Consider the following 19496-nt stretch of genomic DNA (forward strand, 5'->3'; position numbering starts at 1 on the left):
GGCGACAAGCGCCAACGATGATGTGTGACCTCTCCATCAGCGATACTTATGGGGCGGCGATACTGGTGGGCGTGGATCCGCACCTGCTCCGTACGTTCGTCGCCGTCGCGCGCCTCGGCTCCTTCTCGGCGGCCGCGCGCGAGCTGGGCTACACGCAGTCGGCGGTGTCGCAGCACATAGCGGCGCTGGAGAGCGACCTCGCGGCGGTGCTCCTCGGCCGGCGGCCGGTCGCGCCGACGCCCGCCGGGGCGCGGCTGCTGGAGCACGCGGAGCCGCTGCTGCTGCGGCTGGACGCGGCCCGCGCCGACATCGCCCGGCTGACCGCGGCGCCCGCGGCCCGGCTGGTCGTCGGGGCGGCCCCGACCGCCGTGACGGGCCCGCTCGCCGCGGCCCTCGCCGGGCTGCGCCGCGGCCGGCCGCAGCTGGACGTGACGGTACGGGTCCTGGACCGCGCGGCGGTGGTGGCCGGTGTCACCGCCGGGGATCTCGACGCGGGCCTCGTCGACGGGGCGGCCGCGCCCGGCGACCCGCTGGCCCTGGCCGACACCGCGCCGCTGGCGGCGCTCGCCGTCGCCGAGGAGCCGCTCGCCGTCGCGCTGCCCGCCGGGCACCCGCTGGCGGGCCGCGCGGGGGTGGACCTCGCCGACCTGTCCGAGGCCCGCTGGATCGACGCGCCCGGCACCGCGCTACCGCTCGCCCGCCTGCGGACGGTGAGCGGCACGGAGGGCTTCCGCGCGGCCCTGCGCTACGAGGGCGCGGACGTGCGGGGGCTGCTCGCGCTGTGCGCCGCGGGGCACGGCCTCGCCGTACTGCCCGCCGCGGCGCTCGCCGGGGCGCCGGGCGTGCACGCCGTGCCCGTCGCCGCCCCGCGGCTGGTGCACCGCACCGAGATCCTGCACGCGTCGTCCCCCGCGGAGCAGGTGGCGCTGCTCGCGGCCGCGCTGCGGGTCGCGCCGCCGGGCGGAGGGGACCCTCGGCCGCCGCAGGCCGGTGACGACACGCGGGCCGCCCCGCCTTTCTGAGAACGCCCGCCCTTCTGAGAACACCCGCCTTCCCCCGCCCAGTTCGCGCGACCCGCGGTGTCCACCTCGGTGGTTGCCGTCATCGGTGACCGGCAATCGGCCAACGGAGCAAGGGAGCCCGTCATGGGGAGAATCGTCGTGCACGAGAACGTCTCGGTCGACGGCGTGATGCAGGATCCGACCGGCGAGGAGGGGTACGCCAGCGGCGGGTGGTTCACGCGGATGCCGCAGGAGGTGTTCGCGGCGTGGGGCGAGGTCGAGTACCAGGAGGCGCGCGAGTGCGCCGCGTGGTTCATCGGGCGGGGGACCTACCAGTGGTTCGCCGAGCGGTGGGCGGCGCGTGAGGGCGCGTGGGGCGACCGGCTGCGCGAGGTGCCGAAGTACGTGCTGTCCGCGACGCTGGCGGACGCCCCGGAGTGGGCCAACTCCTTCGTGGTGAAGGGCGATCCGGTCGCGGAGGCGAAGCGGCTGCGCGACGAGGTCGACGGCGACGTCCTGGTCTACGGCAGCCGCCCGCTCGCGCAGGCGCTGCTGGCGCACGGCATGGTCGACGAGCTGCGGCTCATGACGCACCCGTACGTCCTCGGCGCCGGGGGGACGCGGCTCTTCCCCGAGCAGGGCGCGATGCGCGAGCTGCGGCTGACCGGCGTACGGGAGGTCGGCGGCCATCTCGCGCTGCTGACGTACCGCCCGCTCTGACCCGGCTCCGGGCCGACACAGGCCCCGGGAGCCGGACTTGACCAAGTCTTTACAACCCGGGGCCCGCCCGTGTCGTCTCTGCCCGCGAATCCCGGTACGGCCCGGGTCCGCGCGATGTGACGCGCGGCCGGCCGCCGGAGAAACGAGGGACGGGACATGCGCAGTACCTCACTCGCCGCCGGCACAGCGGCGGTCCTCGCGGTGGCGGTCGCGGGGGCCGTCCCCGCCGTCGCCTCGGCCCCGGTGGGCCGGGCGCCCGGCACCCCGATGTGCGCCACCTCGCAGCTGACCGCGTCGCTCGGCGGCGGGGACGGGGCAGCGGGCAGCGTCTACCGCTATCTCGTGCTCACCAACCACAGCGCGACCACCTGCCACCTCACCGGCTACCCGGGCGTGTCGGTGCTGGACGCGAGCGGCAAGCAGATCGGCGCCCCCGCCGACCGCCAGCCGAGCCGCTACTCGCCGGTGGTGCTCAAGCCCGGCGCGTCGGCGAGCGACACCATCCGCACGGTCAACCACATGGGAGGGTGCCTGCCGACGTCGGCGAAGGTGCGGATATACCCCCCGGGCAACACGGCGTCGCTGGTGATCCCCGGTGAACTGACCATCTGCGACAAGACCTTCACGATCACGCCGATGGTCGCGGGCAAGAACGGCAGCGACCCGGTGGGCACGCCCGCCCCGACGCACGGCTCCACGACCACGCCGACGAACCCCGGCCAGGTCACGCAGATCCCGAAGGGCGCGCCGGACACCGGTCTCGCCGCGACGGGCGGCGGCGGCAGCGGCGAGCTGACGGCCGGTCTGGCGGCGGGCGCGGCGGCGCTCGTGCTGGGCGGCCTGGGCGTCGCGGCCTCCCGCCGCCGCTCCCGGGGCTGAGCGTTGGCCGGCTCGCGTCACGTTCCGCGGCACGGGGAGGCAGCCCCTCGCCTCCCCGTGCCCCCGGCGCGTCCTCCCGCCGCCGCCCGGCCTTCCGGCGGCGGGAGGACGCGCATCCCCCGACGGGCCCGCGGTGTCCCCTGGGCCGCCGCGGTGCTCGCCGCGCTCGCCGTCGGCGTGTCGGCCTGCAACGGGACCGGCACGGGTCCCGCCCCCGCGGGTTCCGGCACGCCCGGCGGCGTGGCGCCGCCCGCCGCCTCGACGACGGCCTCGCGCACCACGGCGCCGGCCGTACCCGGCACGCCGATGGCGCGGTCGTCGCCGAGGCGGCTGAAGATCCCCTCCCTGGGCGTGGACACCCCGGTCATCGCGCTGGGTCTGGCGCCGGACGGTTCGGTGAAGGTGCCGCCGATCGAGGCGCACTCGCCCGCCGGGTGGTACGACGGCTCGCCGACACCGGGCCAGACCGGCCCCTCGGTGCTGCTCGGGCACGTCACGGTCGGCGCGTACGGCGACGGGGTCTTCCGTCACCTGGACCGGATGCGCCCGGGTGACCGGGTGCAGGTCGAGCGGGCCGACGGCAGCGTGGCGACGTTCACCGTCGAGCGGGTGCAGACGGTGCCCAAGGCGCACTTCCCCACGCAGGAGGTGTACGGGAACGTGGACCACCCCTCCCTGCGTCTCATCACGTGCGGGGGCACGAAGCTGACCGGCGGTGGCGGTTACCCGGACAACGTGATCGTCTACGCCTCGCTGGCCGCCGGCTCGTGAACGACTGGCCCGCCGCGGTCGGCGGCCCGGCGGCGGAGGTGAGGAGGGGCGTCATCCGGCAGTACGAAGAGCGCGCCGCCGCCGAGCTGTTCGAGGCCGTCTACCCGCGGCTGGCGGGCTGGTGCCGCCGGCTGGTGGACGACGACGGCACCGCCCACGAGGTGGCCGCCGAGGCCTTCACCCGGCTGTGGGCCCGCTGGACGCGGGTGGAGGAGCCGACCGGTTTCCTCTACGTGACCGCGGCCAACCTGGTCCGCGACCACTGGCGCAGAATGGAGCGCGAGCGGCGCGCGCTGCGCCGGGTGTCGGCCGAGCAGTCCCTGCACGCGCAAGGGGAGCCCGACGACCCGTCGGTGCGGATGCTGGTGCAGTCGCTGCCCGAGCGGCTGCGCAACCCGGTGCTGCTGTACTACTACGCGGACCTGCCGGTCCGTGAGGTGGCCGTGCTGCTGGGCCGCCGGGAGGGCACCGTCAAGGCCGATCTGCACGCCGCACGCGAACTGCTCCGCGCCCGACTCGAAGGACACCATGACCGGATTTCCTGACGACCTGGGGAGCGCCCCCGAGGGCGCGGGCCCGCAGGAGCCGCTGCTGCGGCAGCCGCCGGGGTATCTGGCGCCGCCGCCCGGCTCGTTCGGGCAGATCCGGCGGCGGGCCACGCGCCGGCGCCGGCTGCGTACGGCGGGCGGCGGGGTCGCGGCGGCTGCGGTGGTCGCCGGGTCGGTGTACCTGGTGGGCGCCCTCGCCCCGCGGGGCACCGACGACCGGGGGATCCCGCCCGCGACCGCCTCGCCGACCAGCCCGGCCCTGCGGACCACGCAGCCGCCGGCGCCGGTGACGACCGGGCCGCGGGCCACCCCCGGCACGCACAGCGCGCCCCCGCCGACCGCCCCGCCCGCGGCCACCTCCTCTCCCGCGCGAGACACCCCGACCCCGTCCGGCACCCCGACGTCCGGCAGCGGCTCCGCGACACCGATGTGCGCGGCCTCGCAGCTGACCGCGTCGCTCGGCGGCTCGGACGGCGCCGCGGGCAGCGTCTACCGCTACCTGCTGCTCACCAACCACAGCGCGACCACCTGCCACCTCACCGGCTACCCGGGCGTGTCGGTGCTGGACGCGAGCGGCAAGCAGATCGGCGCCCCCGCCGACCGCAGTCCGATGGACTACGCGGCGGTGGTGCTGCGGCCCGGCGAGGCGGCGAGCGACACCCTCCGCACCGCCAACCACCTGGGCACCTGCCGCCCGACCTCGGCGAAGGTACGGGTCTACCCGCCGGGCAGCCGCGCGTCGCTGGTGGTGGCCGGTGAGCTGACCATCTGCGACGACTTCACCATCACGCCGCTGACCGCGGGCCGCACCGGCAATCCGCCGGCCTGAGCCCTGCCGTCCGCACCGGGCAGGGGCGGACGGCAGGACTCTCGGGTGTCAGAGCCGGCCGGCTCCGGCGCCGCGGTCGACGATCCGCGGGACGTCCCGCGGGTTGTCGACGTGGGTGCGGGAGGAGGGTGTCCAGCCCGCGCCCCGGGCTATCGGGGTGGCGGGGTTGGCCGCGTCGAACGCGCCGAGCAGATCGGCCGGGCGCCCGTTGACGTAGTTGTGGTCCTCCGTCATCGCGGTGCCCTTCCAGTACGCGATGGTGCGGTCAGCGGTGACCCCGGCGGGCAGCGTGAAGGCGTTGTACTGCGCGACGAGCTGCGACTGCACGCCCACGCCGAGGCTGTAGACGTAACTCGCCGCGTCGGTGACGTCGTAGTGGTTGTTGTAGGCGTCGACCTGCCCGAAGCGGACGCGCGGCGCGCGCTCGCCGATGTCCTGGAAGAGGTTGTGGTGGAGGGTCACCCGCAGCTTGCCGGCGTCGGTGGCGGCGGCGCCGTCGCTGTTGCCGAACAGCAGCGTCTTGTCGTGGTCGAGGAAGGCGTTCCACGAGGCGGTGACGTGGTCGGCGCCCTTGACGACGTCCATCTCCCCGTCGTGCTGCTGGTAGATGCGGCCGAAGTAGTACGGCTGGTCGGCGTCGGGGCGGCGGCCGTCGGTGAAGGTGTTGTGGTCGACCCAGACATGGGTGGCGCCGGTGAGCACGAGGTTGTCGTACTCGGAGTTCCAGTTGCCGTCAGCAGTGTCGGTCGGGTCCCACTGCGGGAAGCAGTCGAAGGCGTCCTCGAAGGTGAGGTTGCGGACGATGACGTTGTCGACGCCTCCTACCTGGAGGTCGAGGCCGAGCAGCGTCGGCTTGTGCCCGATGCCGACGATGGTGGTGTTGGGCCCGACCTTGAGCTCGACCTGGAGGGCCTGCTTCGCGGCGGACGCGGCGCGCGCGTCCTCCAGCGGGCCGGACGGCACCTCGGTCCGGCCCCAGACGGCCGGGTCGTAGGCGGCGAGGTAGGCGTCCAGGCTGTAGCCGTCGGTGGCGTAGTCGTCGCAGGACAGCGGCTTCCCGGCGGCGTCGGCGTTGCCGTCGAGGGCGCCGGAGACCTGGATGATCTTCGGGACGGCGCTGCCGCCGTCCAGGGCGGCGGCCAGCTCCGCGCGGTTGGTGACGGTGTAGACGTGCGCGGCGTCGGCGGCCGCGCCGCCGGTGGTGCCGCCGTCCTGGGAGGCCCAGCCGTCGTGGGCGGGCAGCGCCTGCCGGGCGTAGGGCGGCAGCTTGGCGGTGTGGCCGCCGGGCGCGCAGTGCGCGGGGGCGGCGGCCAGCACCAGGGGGGCGGCGGAGATGAGCATGGCGATCAGCGGGACATGGCTCTTGCGCACGTGCGGCTCCCGGTGGGGGTGAAGGAGAAGGCGTGACAGCTGAGAGAAAGAGGGGAAGTGCGGGCGGGGCCGGGGCTCGTGGACCGGCCCTGCCGCGGGCTCACTTCTGCTTGTTGTGCGCGAGGAAGTCGGCCTGGGCGTCGTTGATCTTGCCGGCCAGCTCGTCGGCGAAGTCCTTCGCGGTCATCTTGCCGAGCAGCACCTTCTGGAAGTCCGGCTCGGTGTCGCCCTTGGTGATGTTGTTCCAGTCCGGCAGGTAGTACGGGAACTGGACGATCTTGGTGCCGGGGTCGTTGAGCGACTCCATCGCCGTCTTGGTCGGCTTGGCGTCGTTGATCCACGCGTCCTGCGCGGCACCGGTGTTGGCCGGGATGGCGCCCGCGGACTGGTTCCAGAGGCTGTTCATCTTCGCCGAGGCGGCGAACTCGATGAATTTCCATGCCGCGGACTTGTTCTTGCTGCTCTTGAACAGCCCCAGCCCGTCGACCGGGTTGGAGACGATGGTGCGCACCCCGCCGTCCTGCGCCGGCGGCAGCGTGACGCCCTCGATCTTGTCCTTGCCGAAGGCCTTCACATGGTCGTTGTACGAGCCGAGGTTGTGCTGCAGCATGCCGACGGTGCCGTGGTCGAACTCGGCGACCATGTTGACGAAGTCGTTGTTGAGGTCGGCCTCGGGGGTGTCCTTCTTGTACAGGCCGACGTACTTCTCCAGCGCCGCGATGTTCTTCGGGTCGTTGACGGTGGTCTTGTCACCGTCCCAGAAGTTGTCGATGCCCGACTGGGCGTACATCATCTCCAGCGCCTGGGCGATGGATCCGGCACCGCCGCGCAGCGTGAAGCCGAACTTGTTCTTCCCCGCGTCGGTGAGCTTGTCGGCGGCGGCGTAGAACGCCGACCAGGTGGCGGGCGGTTGCAGGCCCGCGGCGGCGAAGAGGTCCGGGCGGTACCACAGGGTGCCCATGTTGGCGGAGGTCGGGACCTCGTACATCTCCTTGCCCTGGCCGCCCGCCGCCTGGACGCTGGAGACCATGCCGGTGACCAGCTTGCCCTTGAGGGCGCTGTCGTCGATCCGGCCGCCGAGCGGTTCCAGGGCGTTCTGCGCGACCATGTTGGCGAGGTAGGCGGTGCCGACGCCGCCGACGTCCGGCAGACCACCGCCGGCGATCGCGGTGTCGTACTTCTTCTGCACGTCGGCGATCGGTATGCCGACGTACTCGACCTGGATGTCGGGGTTCTGCTTCTCGAACGCGGCGATGATCTGCTTCCAGACGTCGGTGCGCACACCGCCGTTGTTGTCCCAGAAGACGATCTTCCCCTTGCCGCTGCCCTCCCCGCCGGAGCTGCCGCTGCCGTCGTCACCGCAGGCGGTGACGGTCAGGGCGAGCGCTGCGGCGAGGGCGGTGCCGGCGGTCAGCCGGGCTCTGCGGTGTCTGTGCTGCGGGTGTGGCATGGCGGCTCTTTCGGTTGTCGGGACGGGTGTCGCGGCCGGCGTCCGGGTCGGGACGGCCGGCGGTGGGCGCTGCCGCCGGGACGGGACCGCCCGGTCAGCGGGTGGTGCGGGCGGCCAGCTCGGCGGCCTCGTCAGGGCCGAGCCGGCCGTCGGCCACGGCGGTGACGACCCGCCGGGCGACGCTGCCGCCGGCGGGTACGGTCAGCGGGCTGCGCCAGGCCAGGGCGGAGCCGACGCCGGGGTATTCGCGGGTGCGGACGAACCAGGGGTCGGCGCCGCGCAGCACGAGGGTCCAGTGCTCCCCGGCGAGCGCCAGCCAGTCGGCGGTGCTGCCGTGCACCGCGTCCTCGCCGACCGCGCCGGGGGTGAAGACCCGCGGGGGCGTGCCGGTGTGCGGGGCGCGCCAGAAGAAGCCGCCGTATCCCGCGCCGGGGCGGCCGTTGGTGGCGGGGCTGCCGATGCGCAGGGCGGCGCCGGTGGTGTTGGTCAGGGTGAAGGAGAAGTCCAGCTCCCAGGCCTGCAGGTTGAGTTGACGCACGGTCACCGTTCGCTCCTCGTGCAGGAGTTCGCTGCCCCCGGCGGTCCAGGACAGCTCCTCGGTGAAGCCGTCCGGGCGGCGGGCGGTCCAGCGCAGATGGCGCTGCTCGCCGTGGTTGTCCAGCTCGGTGGGCCCCCGGCCCGGGACGAAGGTGCGGCCGCCCCAGAAGTTGTGCCCGGCGACGTCCGGCACCGCGAGGCCCGCGCCCAGGTGGTGCGCGTGGTCGGCGGGCATCAGCTCGGTGACGGGGGCGCCGGCCAGCGTGGCCAGCGGGTGCAGGTAGGGCCGGGGGGACAGCCGCGCGGCCAGGCGCGGCGCGGTGACGTACGCCCCGACGGTCGTGGAGCCGCAGCGCAGCGGCAGGGCAGCGGTCACCGCCGGGCCGCCGGGCGCAGCGGGGCGGCCCAGGGCGCGCCGAGTTCGGCGAAGGTCGCGAGCTTCTCGGCGGCGGCGTCGACCAGCTCGTCGATGCCGTCCACCACCCGGCGGTGGGAGCGCTCCCCCGCCGCGGTACGCCAACGGGACGGCGGGACCGGCTGCGGGTCCTCCGCGGTGCGCACCGCTTCCACGACCCGCATGAACGCGCCGGTCGCGGCGGGCGGCACCAGCAGCGGCGTGCCGTCGGCGCGGTGCGCGAGCAGATTCTCCAGCAGGTCGGTGCGGCCGTACGCGCGCTCGTCGGGGCCGTGCCCGGCGCGCTGGAGCAGCACCCGGTCCTGCTTGTACCAGAAGGTGATCCGCCCTCTGCTGCCGTGCACCACGACGTACGGCTCGGCGGCGCGGGCCGCGCACAACGTGGCCGCGACGACGATCCGGGTGCCGCGGGCGGTGCGGATGTCGACGCACGAGGTGTCGTCGGACTCGATCTCGTGCGCCCGGTACAGCTCGGTGCGCACCTCCTCGACGTCCTCCTCGGCGGTGCTGCCGGCCAGGTGCAGCGCGGTGGCCACGGCGTGCGCGAGCGGGTTGGTCAGGACGCCGTCGACGACGTCGGTGCCGTCCAGCCGGCGCCGCCCGGACCAGGCGGCGCGGCGGAAGTAGTGCTCCTCGCGCACCCAGTTGCCGGCCGCGCCGATGCCGTGCACCTCGCCCACCGCGCCGTCCGCGACCAGTTCGCGCACCGCCCGCAGGGCGTGCGAGCCGAGCGACTGGAAGCCGATCTGGCAGGCCCGGCCGCGGCCGGCCAGCCCCCGGGTGAGCCGGCGGAATTCGCCGAGCGAGGGCGCGGGGGGCTTCTCCAGCAGGATGTCGGCGCCGTGCGCCGCGGCCGTCAGCGCGAGGGCGGTGTGGGTGTGGATGGGGGTGCACACGATCGCGGCGGTCGCGCCGGTGGCGTCGATCAGCGCGCCGAGGTCGGGCCCCTGCGCGGGCCTGCCGAGCCGGGTCAGCGCGGCGGGCTCCAGCGGGGTGACGTCGCAGACCCCGGCGAGCCTGACCAGGCCGCGGGCACTGAGCCGGCGCAGGTTGTCCAGGTGCCAGTGGCCGTGCCCGCGGCCGCCGGCCAGGACGACACGTGTCGCGCCCATGCCCCTCACCCCTTCACCGCGCCGGCGCTGAAGCCGGTGATCAGCCACTTCTGGATGAAGGCGAAGACGATCACCACGGGCACGGCGGCGATGACGCCGCCCGCGGCGAGCGCTCCCAGGTCGACGCTGTCGGCGCCGATGAGGGTGTTGAGGCCGACCGGGATCGTCTGCTTGTCCTGCTCGCTGAGGAACATCAGCGCGAAGAGGAAGTGGTTCCAGCTGTGCACGAAGGCGAACGAGCCGACCGCGACGAGCCCGGGGCGCAGCATCGGCAGCACCACCGCCCGGAAGGCCCGCATACGGGTGCAGCCGTCGACCCACGCGGCCTCCTCCAGCGCCTCGGGTATGCCCTTGATGAAGCCGCTGAGCAGGATCACCGACAGCGGCAGCTGGAAGACGGTCTCCGAGATGACCACGCTCCACAGCGAGTTGATCAGCTGGAGGTGCCGGAAGATCTGGAAGAGCGGGACGAGCATGAGCGCGCCCGGGATGAACTGCGAGCACAGCAGGGCGATCAGGAAGGCGGTGCGGCCCTTGAAGCGGAAGCGGGCCAGCGCGTAGCCGCCGCTGAGCGCGACCACGGTGGTGAAGACGAGGGTGCCGGCGCCGACCAGCATGCTGTTGACGAAGAAGGTGCCGAAGGAGCGGTCGTTCCAGACCTTGTCCAAGTGCGCTCCGGTGACCGGCCAGGGCACCAGCGAGGTGGAGCCGTCGGGGCGCAGCGCGAAGAGCAGCATCCAGTAGAAGGGCACGAGCGTGAACAGCAGGTACAGGCCCAGCGGCAGGTAGATCTGCCAGCGCGGCGGGCCGTCGGTGGGTCCGCGCCCGCGGCGCCTGCTCTTGCGGGTCTGCGGGAGGGCCGCGGGCGGCAGGGCCACGCCCTCGGCGAGTGCCGTGGTCATGCGCGTTCGCCTCCGAACTTGCTCAGGCGCAGGTAGACGAGGGAGAAGAAGAGCAGGATGACGAAGGCGACGGTGGTCAGCGCCGACGCGTAGCCGAAGTCGTGCCCGTCCAGGCCGGTGTTGGCGACGTACAGCGGCAGCGTGGTGGTCTGCCCCGCCGGGCCGCCGCCGGTCAGGGTGTAGAGCAGGTCGACGTTGTTGAACTCCCACACCGCGCGCAGCAGCGTGGACAGCACGATCGCGTCCTTCAGGTGCGGCAGCGTGATGTGGAAGAACTGCCGCAGCCGGTTCGCGCCGTCGACGGACGCGGCCTCGTACAGGTCCTGGGGGATCGACTGGAGGTCGGCGAGCAGCAGGATCGCGAAGAAGGGCACCCCGCGCCACAGTTCGGCGAGCACCGCGGCCCAGAAGACGGTGTGCGGGTCGGACAGCACCGAGTGGCCGTAGGAGCCGATTCCGGCGTCCGCGAGGTAACGGCTCATCCCCGTCGAGGGGTTGTAGAGCAGCATCCAGATGGTGGTGGTCAGCACCCCGGACACCGCCCAGGGCGAGAAGACCAGCGCGCGCGACAGCCCGCGGCCGGCGAAGGTCTGGTTGACCAGCAGCGCGAGCGCGAGCCCGATGACCAGCTGGAGGCCGATCTGCACCACGACCCAGCGCAGGCTGAAGCCGAGGCTCTGCCAGAACTGCGGGTCGTCGGTGAAAATGCGGTGGAAGTTGCCGAGGCCCGCGTAGCCGTTCCGCCAGGGTTTGGTGACGTTGTAGTCCTGGAGGCTGTAGTAGAGGACGCTGCCCATCGGGTAGGCGATGAAGCCCAGCATCAGCACGGCGGCCGGGGCGATCAGCAGGTACGGCAGGCGCCGGGTGCGCCGGCTGCGGTTCTTCACACGGTTCTTGAGGTGGTTCGTGACCGGGTTCTTCGCCACGGCGATGGCCATGACCTCAGGGCTCCTTCGCTATGACACGTGGGGTTCCGGGACGTCGCCGGGTGCGGCGAGGAAGCGGAAGTCGCAGCCCGTGTCGGCCTGGGTGATCTGGTCCTGGTAGAGGGCGCCGTAGCCGCGCCCGTAGCGGGCCGGCGGCGGCTTCAGCTCGGCGCGGCGGCGGTCGAGTTCGGCGTCGTCGACGTCCAGGTGCAGGGTGCGGCCCGGCACGTCGAGGGTGATCAGGTCGTGGTCGCGGACCAGCGCGAGCGGGCCGCCGACGTACGACTCGGGGGCGATGTGCAGCACGCAGGCGCCGTAACTGGTGCCGCTCATCCGGGCGTCGGAGATCCTGACCATGTCGCGGACGCCCTGCTTGAGCAGGTGGTCGGGGATCGGGAGCATCCCGTACTCGGGCATGCCGGGCCCGCCGAGCGGCCCGGAGTTGCGCAGCACCAGCACGCTGTCGGCGGTGATGCCGAGCGCGGGGTCGTTCACGGTCGCCTGGAGGGTGCGGTAGTCGTCGAAGACGACGGCCGGGCCGGTGTGGGTGAGCAGGTGCGGCTCGGCGGCGATGTGCTTGACGACCGCGCCGTCCGGGCAGAGGTTGCCGCGCAGCACCGCGATGCCGCCCTCGGCGGCGAGCGCGTTCGCCGGGTGGCGGATCACGTCGTCGTCGTGCACCAGCGCGCCGGCCAGCTGCTCGCGCAGGCTGTCGTGGGCGACGGTGGGGCGGTCCAGGTGCAGCAGCGGGGTGATCCGGGACAGCAGTCCGGGCAGGCCGCCGGCGAAGTGGAAGTCCTCCATCAGATACCGGCCGCCGGGCCGGACGTTGGCGAGCACGGGCACGTCGCGGGCGAGCCGGTCGAAGTCGTCCAGCGTGAGCGGTACCCGGGAGCGGCCGGCCATCGCGACGAGGTGGATCACCGCGTTGGTGGAGCCGCCGAGCGCGAGCACGGTCGTGACGGCGTCCTCGTACGCCTCGCGGGTCAGGATCGCCGAGGGGCGCAGGTCCCGGCGGACCAGCTCGACGATACGGGCGCCGCTCGCGGCGGCCATCCGCTCGTGCCCGGAGTCCACCGCCGGGATCGAGGACGCGCCGGGCATCGTCATGCCGAGCGCCTCGGCGGCGGCGGTCAGCGTGGAGGCGGTGCCCATCGTCATGCAGTGGCCGGGCGAGCGGGCGAGCCCGCTCTCCAGTTCGGCCATCTCGCAGTCGCCGATCAGGCCCGCGCGCTTGTCGTCCCAGTACTTCCACATGTCCGTGCCCGAGCCGAGCACGACGTTGCGCCAGTGGCCGGGGAGCATCGGCCCGGCCGGGACGAAGAGGGCGGGCAGGTCGGCGCTGGCCGCGCCCATCAGCAGCGCGGGCGTGGTCTTGTCGCAGCCGCCGAGCAGCACCGCGCCGTCGACCGGGTAGGAGCGCAGCAGCTCCTCGGTCTCCATCGCGAGCAGGTTGCGGTAGAGCATCGGGGTCGGCTTCTGGAAGGTCTCCGACAGCGTGGCGACGGGGAATTCCAGCGGGAAGCCGCCGGCCTGCCACACCCCGCGCTTGACGGCCTGGGCCCGCTCGCGCAGGTGGCTGTGGCAGGGGTTGATGTCCGACCAGGTGTTCAGCACGGCGATCACCGGCTTGCCCAGGTGCTCCTCGGGCAGGTAGCCGAGTTGCCGGGTCCTGGCCCGGTGGCTGAAGGCCCGCAGGCCCTCGCCGTCGTACCAGGCGCTGCTGCGCAGCGGCGGCCGGGTGCTCTCGGTGCCGGTCACAGCCCCCAGCCCTCCACCGCGGCGGCGACCTCGGCGCGCCGCTCCTGGGGCAGCGCGCTGCTGGGCGGGCGGACCTCGCGGCGGCACAGGCCGAGCGAGGCCAGCGCCTCCTTGACCACGGTGACGTTGTCGGCGGACTGCCGGGCGGCCCGCAGGTCCTCGAAGGCGCGGATCTGCTCCCACACCTTCATCGCGGCCGGGTAGTCGCCGCCGCGCAGCGCGGCGAGCATCTCCAGCGAGATCCGCGGCGCCACGTTGGCCAGGCCCGAGGTGAAGCCGGTGGCGCCGGCCGCGAAGTACGCGGGCGCGTACAGCTCGGCGAGGCCCGCGAGCCACACGTAGCGCTCCAGCCCGGCGTCCCGCGCGAAGGCGGCGAAGCGGGCGGCGTCCGGCACCGCGTACTTCACGCCGATCACGTTGGGGCAGCTCCCGCCCAGCTCGGCCAGCCACTCGCCGTCCAGCAGCGGGTTGCGGATGTACGGCACGACGCCCAGCTCCGGCACCGCCTCGGCGATGGCGCGGTGGTAGGCGACCCAGCCGTCCTGCGAGACGTACGGGTGCACGGGCTGGTGCACCATCACCATCGCGGCCCCGCAGTCCCTGGCGTGCTCGGCGGCGCCGATCGCGGTCGGCAGGTCGTGGCCGACGCCGACGATCACGGTGGCGGCGGGCCGGTCCGCGGTCTCGGCGAGCGTGTCGAGGACGACGGCCTGCCGCTCCTGCGGGGTCAGGGCGTAGAACTCGCCGGTGTTGCCGTTCGGCGTGACGGTGGAGATGCCGCCGTCGAGCAGCCGCCGCAGCAGCAGCCGGTAGGCGTCCCGGTCGATACCGCCGTCGGTGCCGAAGGGGATCACCGGGATCGCCACCACACCGGCGAGCGCGGCCGTGAGCGCGGAACGGTCCATCAGACACCCTCCTCGTCGTCGGGGAACGCACGGCGGAAGAAGACCGCGATGTGCGTGTGCAGCAGCCGCGTCGCCTCGTCCGCGTCACCGGCCAGGGCCAGCCGGAGGATCTCCTCGTGCTCGCTCGCCTCCCGCTCCCACGACGGGTCCGCGGCCCAGGCGACGGTGGACACCAGCGCGGCCTGGTCGCGCAGCTCGTCGAGCATCCTGGCCAGCAGCGGGTTGCCGCACGGCAGGTAGAGGGCGCGGTGGAAGTCGCGGTTGGCGAGGCTGCGGTCGGCCCGGTCCTCGGCGCCGGCCGCGCGCTCCAGCGCCTCCTGCGCCTCGGCGAGCGAGGCCTGGCGGGCGATGGTGCGGCGCAGCGCCTCGGGTTCGAGCAGCAGGCGTACGTCGTAGACCTCGCGGGCCATGTCGGCGTCCACGGTCCGCACGGTGACGCCCTTGTACTGGCTCATGACCACCAGGCCCGTGCCGGCGAGCGTCTTGAGCGCCTCGCGCACCGGGGTCTTGGACACCCCGAACTGCGCCGCCAGGTCCGCCTCGACCAGGGCCTGCCCAGGACTGAGCTGCCCGGTGAGGATGCGGTGCTTGATCGCTTCGAGGACGTACTGGGTCCGGGACGGGATCGGCGTGGGCGCGAAGGTCATGGGCTCTCAGATCTCACGTATCAGGTCTCATATATGACGTACGAAGTACGACGCGGATGACCGTAGGGCCACAGGGTGCGGGCGTCAATGCCCTGCGCACGAACGGGCGCGGGCTGTTTCCCGGCCGGCCGGGAGCCGCAGGAGCGGGCCCGGGCGTGCGAAAGCCCCCGCCGCCGCGCGGGGTGCGCGGGGACGGGGGCGGTGGGGTGCGGCCGCGGCGGGCCGCGGACCAGCAGGTCAGGGGCACACGGCCGGGTGGAGGCGGCGGGTCAGCGGCAGTCGGGGTGGCCCCAGCCGTCGGCGTTCTTGGCGATCAGCTCGCCGGGGGCGTATCCCCGCCCGCAGCGGCAGCGGCCGGGGTATTTGGCCTTGAGGGTACGGGCGGGGCCGCCGCCTCCCGACCCGCCGGACGCGCCGCCCGCGGCGCCGCCGGAGCGCGCCGGGCGCGGCGCCTTGCGCACCGCGTCGGGGGTGCGCGGGGGCGGCGGCGAGCCGAGGGCGCTGCCGGCCGGCTCCTGGACCACGGCGGCGTTGCTGGCGGCGCGGTCGGCGAAGTCGTTGAGCCGGTCGCCGTCGACCTGGTGCGCGGGCACGTAGCGGAATTCCACCGCGCGCCCGGCCAGCAGCGCGTCGATGCGCACCACCAGCTCCTGGTTGGCCACGGGCTTGCCCGCCGCGGTCTTCCAGCCCTTGCGCTTCCAGCCGGGCAGCCAGGTCGTGACGGCCTTCATGGCGTACTGGGAGTCCATCCGGACCTCCAGCGCGACGTCCGGTTCGACCGCCTCCAGCAGCCGTTCGAGCGCGGTCAGCTCGGCCACGTTGTTGGTCGTGCTGCCCAGCGGACCGGCCTCCCAGCGGAGCGGTTCACCCCGGTCGTCGGCGATGACCCAGGCCCAGGCCGCAGGTCCAGGATTGCCCTTCGATGCCCCGTCACACGCGGCGATGATGCGTTCACCCACGTGTCCGAGCATGCCAGCTCCCCCGGCGGGAAAGCACATCGCCCCCGGCGGGCGCGCTCGGCATGCGGGCGCCGCCGCCGTCGCCCAGCATGGGTACGGACAGGACCACCGCTGCGGCGAGAGGGCGCCGGGATGGGCAACGGAGCGGGCCGTCCGGCGCCGCGCGAGCCGTCGGAGGCCGACACGCAGGCCGGGACCGGCGGGCCCGCGGAGCCGGAGGGCGGGCCCGAGAGGGCCGGGGCGGCCGCGGAGCCCGACCTCGCGGGGCAGCAGCAGATCGACGCCATGAACCGCTTCACCGACCATCCGGGCGCCCCTCCCCCGGACGCCGGGCCGGATTCCGCTCCGGGTGCCCGCCGCGCGCCCGCCGAGGGCCGGCTGCGGGACGCCGCGCTGCTGGAGGCCGGCCACGACCTCGCCGAGGCCGACTCGCTGTCCGGCGCCCTCAAGACCGTGACCAGGCTCTTCGCCCCCGGCTTCACGCTGGACGGGCTGGTCGTCTTCGGCCTCACCGACAAGTACCTGAAGGTGCTGGGCCAGTACGGATTCCGCCGCCGGGAGGGCGAGGAGGCCTTCCGGATGCCGGCGGACTCGGCCTTCCCGGCCACCGAGGTGATCGGCACCGGCCGCCCGGTCTACCTGGCGTCGGCCGCCGAATACCGCGAGCGCTTCCCCGCCACCTGGCCGATCGCCTCCCGGCACGGGCGGAAGTCCTGGGCCTTCCTGCCGCTCGTCACGTCGGGCACCGTCAGCGCGGTGTGCCTGATGGCCTTCCGCGACCCGGTGGCCTTCACCGAGGACGAGCGGGCGCTGCTGGTGCTCGCCTCCCGGCTGGTCGCGCAGGCCCTGGAGCGCACCCGGACCGGCGCCGCGGAACTGGCCCTCTCCCGCGGGCTGCGGCGCAGCATGGGCGCGACGCCGCCCGCCGCCCCGGGGCTGACGCTCGCCACCCGCTACATCCCGACCGGCGGCGGGCTGGTGGTCGGCGGCGACTGGTACGACGTGATCAACCTGCCCGGCGGCCGGCTCGCCGTCGTCATCGGCGACGTCCAGGGCCACGACGTGCACGCCGCCGCCCTGATGGCGCAGCTGCGCACCGCCGTGCACGCCTACGCCGCCGAGGGCCACGGCCCGGACGCGGTCCTGGCCCGCGCCTCGCGCTTCCTGGCCGCCCTCGACGACGACCGCTTCGCGACCTGCCTGTACATCGAGGCGGAGCCCGCGTCGGGCCTGCTGCACATCGCCCGGGCCGGCCACCCGCACCCGGTGCTGCGGCTCGCGGACGGCACGTGCATGCTCAAGCACGTGGGCGGCGGGCTGCCGCTGGGCCTGATGCCCGGCACCGAGGACTTCCCGGTCACCGACATGGAGCTGCGGCCCGACGAGATCCTGATGCTGTGCACCGACGGCCTGATCGAGACCGGCGGGCACGACATGTACAGCGGCTGGGTGCGGGTCAGGGACGCCTTCTCGCCGGGGCCTGCCGAGGATCTGGAGGGCATCGCGGACACCCTCATCCGCGCGGTGCACGACCCGCTGGCCCAGTCGGCGCAGCGCGGCCCCGAGGGCAGCGACGAGCGCGCGGCGGCGGGCGCCCGGCACGACCTGGCGCCGCGCAACGAGGACGACATCGCGCTGGTGCTGCTGCGCCGCGACGCCGGGGTCGTCCAGCGGGCGGTGCCCGAGCGCAAGCTCGCGCTGACCATCGAGCAGGACCAGGCGCAGGGCCTGTCGGAGGCCCGTGCCGAGCTCCAGGCGCTGCTGCACGACTGGGCTCAGCAGGACCAGGTGGACACCGCGGTCCTGCTGACCTCGGAGCTGGTCGGGAACGTGCTCATGCACACCGACCAGTCCGCGTCGCTGACCGCCTCGCTGACCGGCGAGCCGGGCCGCCGGGTGCTGCGGGTGGAGGTGTCCGACAACGGCGACGAGCTGCCGCACCAGCGCAACCCGGGCGAGCTGGCGTCGTCGGGCCGCGGGCTGATGCTGCTGGACATCCTGTCCGGCCAGTGGAGCGTACGGCCGGAGTCGGAGGGCAAGACGGTGTGGTTCTCGCTGTGGGAGGACGAGGAGGCCGAGGAGGAGGACGGCGCCCAGGAGCTGGCCGAGGAGGACGCGGCGGCGGTGCTGGACCGGATGGACGACTCCGAGGACTTCTGACGACGCAGGCAGCGGCGGGAGGGGCGCCTGCCGCGCCCCTCCCGCCGCTCCCCCGTCAGGTCTGCGGCTGCATCCCGGCGATCTGCTCGCGCAGCTCCTCGGGCGACAGGTACGCGTCGGTGTACTCGAAGTCCCGCAGTGTGGCGGGCTTGCGCGACTGGAAGCCGGTGCGCACGAAATCGTCCCCGGCCGCCGCGTTGAGCAGCCAGTTGGTCATCACCCGGGCCTTGGCGACGTTGGTGCGCAGCGCCGACCAGTGGTAGCCGCGGGCGACGGCCTGCGCGGGCATGCCGCGCAGCTCGATGCCCAGCGGCTTGGACACCGCGTCGCGGCCGCCGAGGTCGACGACCAGGCCCATGTCCTTGTGCCGGTAGGCCTTGAGCGGCTGGTGCCGCACGGCCGCGATGACGTTGTCGGCGGCGCGTACGCCCTGCCGCATGGCGTGCTGCGCGGTGGGCGGGCAGACCGCGTCCTCCGCGTCCTTGGTGAGGTCGGGGACGGCCGCGGCGTCGCCGAGGGCGAAGACCCCGTCCCGGCCGGGCACCGTCATCTCGGGGGTGACGACGAGGCGGCCGCGTGCGGTCTCCGCGTCCAGCGTGCCGATCAGCGGGCTCGCCACCACGCCCGCGGTCCAGATGAGGGTGCGGCAGGGCACCACCCGGCCGTCGGTGAAGGTCACCTCGGTCGGCGAGGCCTTGGCGACCGAGGTGCCGAGCGAGATCTCGATGCCGCGGTCGCGCAGGATCTGCTGGGCGCTGCTGCCGAGCTTGTCGCCCAGCTCGGGCATGAGCTTGGGGGCGATGTCGATCAGGTGCCACTTGATGAGCTTCGGGTCGAGGCGCGGGTAGCGGTGCAGCGCGGCGGTCGTCAGCCGCTGCAGGCAGGCCGCGGTCTCGGTGCCCGCGTAGCCGCCGCCGACCACCACGAACTGCAGCCGCGACTCGCGCTCGGCGAGGTCGTGGGAGGCGTCGGCGAGGTCCAGCTGCGCGATGACGTGGTCGCGTACGTACGCGGCCTCGGCGAGCGTCTTCATCCCGCGGGCGTTGTCGAGCAGGCCGGGGATGTCGAAGGTGCGGGTGACGCTGCCGGGGGCGAGGACGAGGTAGTCGTAGGGCTCGTTGACCATCTCGTCCGTTATCGTCCGCACCACGCACACCTTGGCCGCGGTGTCCACGCCGACCGCGCCGCCGGGGATGATCCGGGTGCGGAAGCGCCTGCTGCGCCGCAGCGACACGGCGATCGACTGCGGGGTGAGGATGCCGGAGGCGACCTGCGGCAGCAGGGGCAGGTAGAGCTGGTAGGAGAACGGCGTCACGAGGGCGATGTCCGCCTCGTCCGGGCCGAGGTTGCGCTCCAGCCTGCGGACGCAGCCCACTCCGGCGAAGCCGGCTCCCACCACGAGGATCCTGGGTCGTGCCACGATGTCCGTCCCTTCTGGGGCTGCGTGCGGTCCGGTCGTACGCCTTCCCACCGCCGGCGGCTTCGCACCTGCTCCTGTCCTACCCCGGTGTCCGGGCCCCCGCCAGCCGGGGGACCCCGGGCGGAGGCCGTCCCGTACGGCCGGACGGAGCGCTTCCGGGCGGGGTCCGTCCGGGGCGGGGGC

The 19496-nt window shown here is 74.0% G+C and carries 18 protein-coding genes; 7 read left to right on the forward strand and 11 right to left on the reverse strand.

Going from position 1 to position 19496, the window contains the following annotated elements; all coding sequences use genetic code 11:
- Positions 1 to 71: 71 nt before the first annotated feature.
- The 6 genes from ACH4SL_RS22965 (at position 72) to ACH4SL_RS22990 (ending at position 4748) form a co-directional block, all read left to right on the forward strand.
- Positions 72 to 1022: a LysR family transcriptional regulator gene (locus ACH4SL_RS22965; protein ID WP_398448407.1), complete on the forward strand. Its 951-nt coding sequence runs from the start codon at positions 72 to 74 to the stop codon at positions 1020 to 1022.
- Between the two features lie 123 nt (positions 1023 to 1145).
- Positions 1146 to 1721: a dihydrofolate reductase family protein gene (locus ACH4SL_RS22970; protein WP_398448409.1), complete on the forward strand. Its 576-nt coding sequence runs from the start codon at positions 1146 to 1148 to the stop codon at positions 1719 to 1721.
- A 156-nt stretch (positions 1722 to 1877) separates the two neighbouring features.
- Complete coding sequence (locus ACH4SL_RS22975) at positions 1878 to 2600, forward strand: DUF4232 domain-containing protein (protein WP_398448411.1); 723 nt, start codon at positions 1878 to 1880, stop codon at positions 2598 to 2600.
- Between the two features lie 153 nt (positions 2601 to 2753).
- On the forward strand, positions 2754 to 3371 hold the full coding sequence (locus ACH4SL_RS22980; RefSeq protein ID WP_398448413.1) for a class F sortase: 618 nt from the start codon (positions 2754 to 2756) through the stop codon (positions 3369 to 3371).
- A gap of 53 nt (positions 3372 to 3424) precedes the next feature.
- Entirely contained in the window at positions 3425 to 3916 is a 492-nt protein-coding gene (locus ACH4SL_RS22985; protein WP_398448773.1) for an RNA polymerase sigma factor, read from the forward strand.
- Positions 3900 to 4748 carry a DUF4232 domain-containing protein gene (locus tag ACH4SL_RS22990; RefSeq protein ID WP_398448415.1) on the forward strand — a complete coding sequence of 283 codons (849 nt, stop codon included), beginning with the start codon at positions 3900 to 3902 and terminating at the stop codon, positions 4746 to 4748. The genes ACH4SL_RS22985 and ACH4SL_RS22990 overlap by 17 nt, the downstream gene beginning before the upstream one ends.
- A gap of 48 nt (positions 4749 to 4796) precedes the next feature.
- Here ACH4SL_RS22990 and ACH4SL_RS22995 read toward each other — a convergent pair whose 3' ends face one another.
- The 10 genes from ACH4SL_RS22995 to ACH4SL_RS23040 form a co-directional block, all read right to left on the reverse strand.
- On the reverse strand, positions 4797 to 6089 hold the full coding sequence (locus tag ACH4SL_RS22995) for a polysaccharide lyase family 1 protein (RefSeq protein ID WP_398448775.1): 1293 nt from the start codon (positions 6087 to 6089) through the stop codon (positions 4797 to 4799).
- A 130-nt stretch (positions 6090 to 6219) separates the two neighbouring features.
- Positions 6220 to 7569, reverse strand: coding sequence for an ABC transporter substrate-binding protein (locus ACH4SL_RS23000; RefSeq protein WP_398448417.1), 1350 nt, complete (start codon positions 7567 to 7569; stop codon positions 6220 to 6222).
- Between the two features lie 94 nt (positions 7570 to 7663).
- Positions 7664 to 8482 (reverse strand): PmoA family protein, encoded by an 819-nt coding sequence (locus ACH4SL_RS23005; RefSeq protein WP_398448419.1) that lies wholly within the window; start codon positions 8480 to 8482, stop codon positions 7664 to 7666.
- Positions 8479 to 9633 (reverse strand): Gfo/Idh/MocA family protein, encoded by a 1155-nt coding sequence (locus tag ACH4SL_RS23010; RefSeq protein WP_398448421.1) that lies wholly within the window; start codon positions 9631 to 9633, stop codon positions 8479 to 8481. The genes ACH4SL_RS23005 and ACH4SL_RS23010 overlap by 4 nt, the downstream gene beginning before the upstream one ends.
- Positions 9634 to 9638: 5 nt before the next feature.
- Positions 9639 to 10535 carry a carbohydrate ABC transporter permease gene (locus ACH4SL_RS23015; protein WP_398448423.1) on the reverse strand — a complete coding sequence of 299 codons (897 nt, stop codon included), beginning with the start codon at positions 10533 to 10535 and terminating at the stop codon, positions 9639 to 9641.
- Positions 10532 to 11473, reverse strand: a complete 942-nt coding sequence (locus tag ACH4SL_RS23020) for a carbohydrate ABC transporter permease (protein ID WP_398448425.1) — start codon at positions 11471 to 11473, stop codon at positions 10532 to 10534. The genes ACH4SL_RS23015 and ACH4SL_RS23020 overlap by 4 nt, the downstream gene beginning before the upstream one ends.
- An 18-nt stretch (positions 11474 to 11491) precedes the next feature.
- Positions 11492 to 13222 carry an L-arabinonate dehydratase gene (araD, locus tag ACH4SL_RS23025; protein WP_398448427.1) on the reverse strand — a complete coding sequence of 577 codons (1731 nt, stop codon included), beginning with the start codon at positions 13220 to 13222 and terminating at the stop codon, positions 11492 to 11494.
- Positions 13219 to 14127: a dihydrodipicolinate synthase family protein gene (locus ACH4SL_RS23030; RefSeq protein ID WP_398448429.1), complete on the reverse strand. Its 909-nt coding sequence runs from the start codon at positions 14125 to 14127 to the stop codon at positions 13219 to 13221. The genes araD and ACH4SL_RS23030 overlap by 4 nt, the downstream gene beginning before the upstream one ends.
- Positions 14127 to 14774 carry a GntR family transcriptional regulator gene (locus ACH4SL_RS23035; RefSeq protein ID WP_398448431.1) on the reverse strand — a complete coding sequence of 216 codons (648 nt, stop codon included), beginning with the start codon at positions 14772 to 14774 and terminating at the stop codon, positions 14127 to 14129. Before ACH4SL_RS23035 ends, ACH4SL_RS23030 begins: the two co-directional genes overlap by 1 nt.
- 269 nt (positions 14775 to 15043) lie before the next feature.
- Complete coding sequence (locus ACH4SL_RS23040; protein WP_398448433.1) at positions 15044 to 15745, reverse strand: ribonuclease H; 702 nt, start codon at positions 15743 to 15745, stop codon at positions 15044 to 15046.
- Between the two features lie 120 nt (positions 15746 to 15865).
- On the opposite strand from ACH4SL_RS23040, the gene ACH4SL_RS23045 reads away from it, so the two are divergent.
- A complete protein-coding gene (locus ACH4SL_RS23045; RefSeq protein ID WP_398448436.1) occupies positions 15866 to 17893 on the forward strand; it encodes a SpoIIE family protein phosphatase in 2028 nt (675 codons plus the stop codon).
- Between the two features lie 55 nt (positions 17894 to 17948).
- Here the strand turns inward: ACH4SL_RS23045 and ACH4SL_RS23050 are convergent, their stop codons facing one another.
- On the reverse strand, positions 17949 to 19313 hold the full coding sequence (locus ACH4SL_RS23050; protein ID WP_398448438.1) for an NAD(P)/FAD-dependent oxidoreductase: 1365 nt from the start codon (positions 19311 to 19313) through the stop codon (positions 17949 to 17951).
- Positions 19314 to 19496 lie beyond the last annotated feature (183 nt).

Source organism: Streptomyces sp. NPDC021020 (genome assembly GCF_044333285.1).
GTDB lineage: Bacteria > Actinomycetota > Actinomycetes > Streptomycetales > Streptomycetaceae > Actinacidiphila.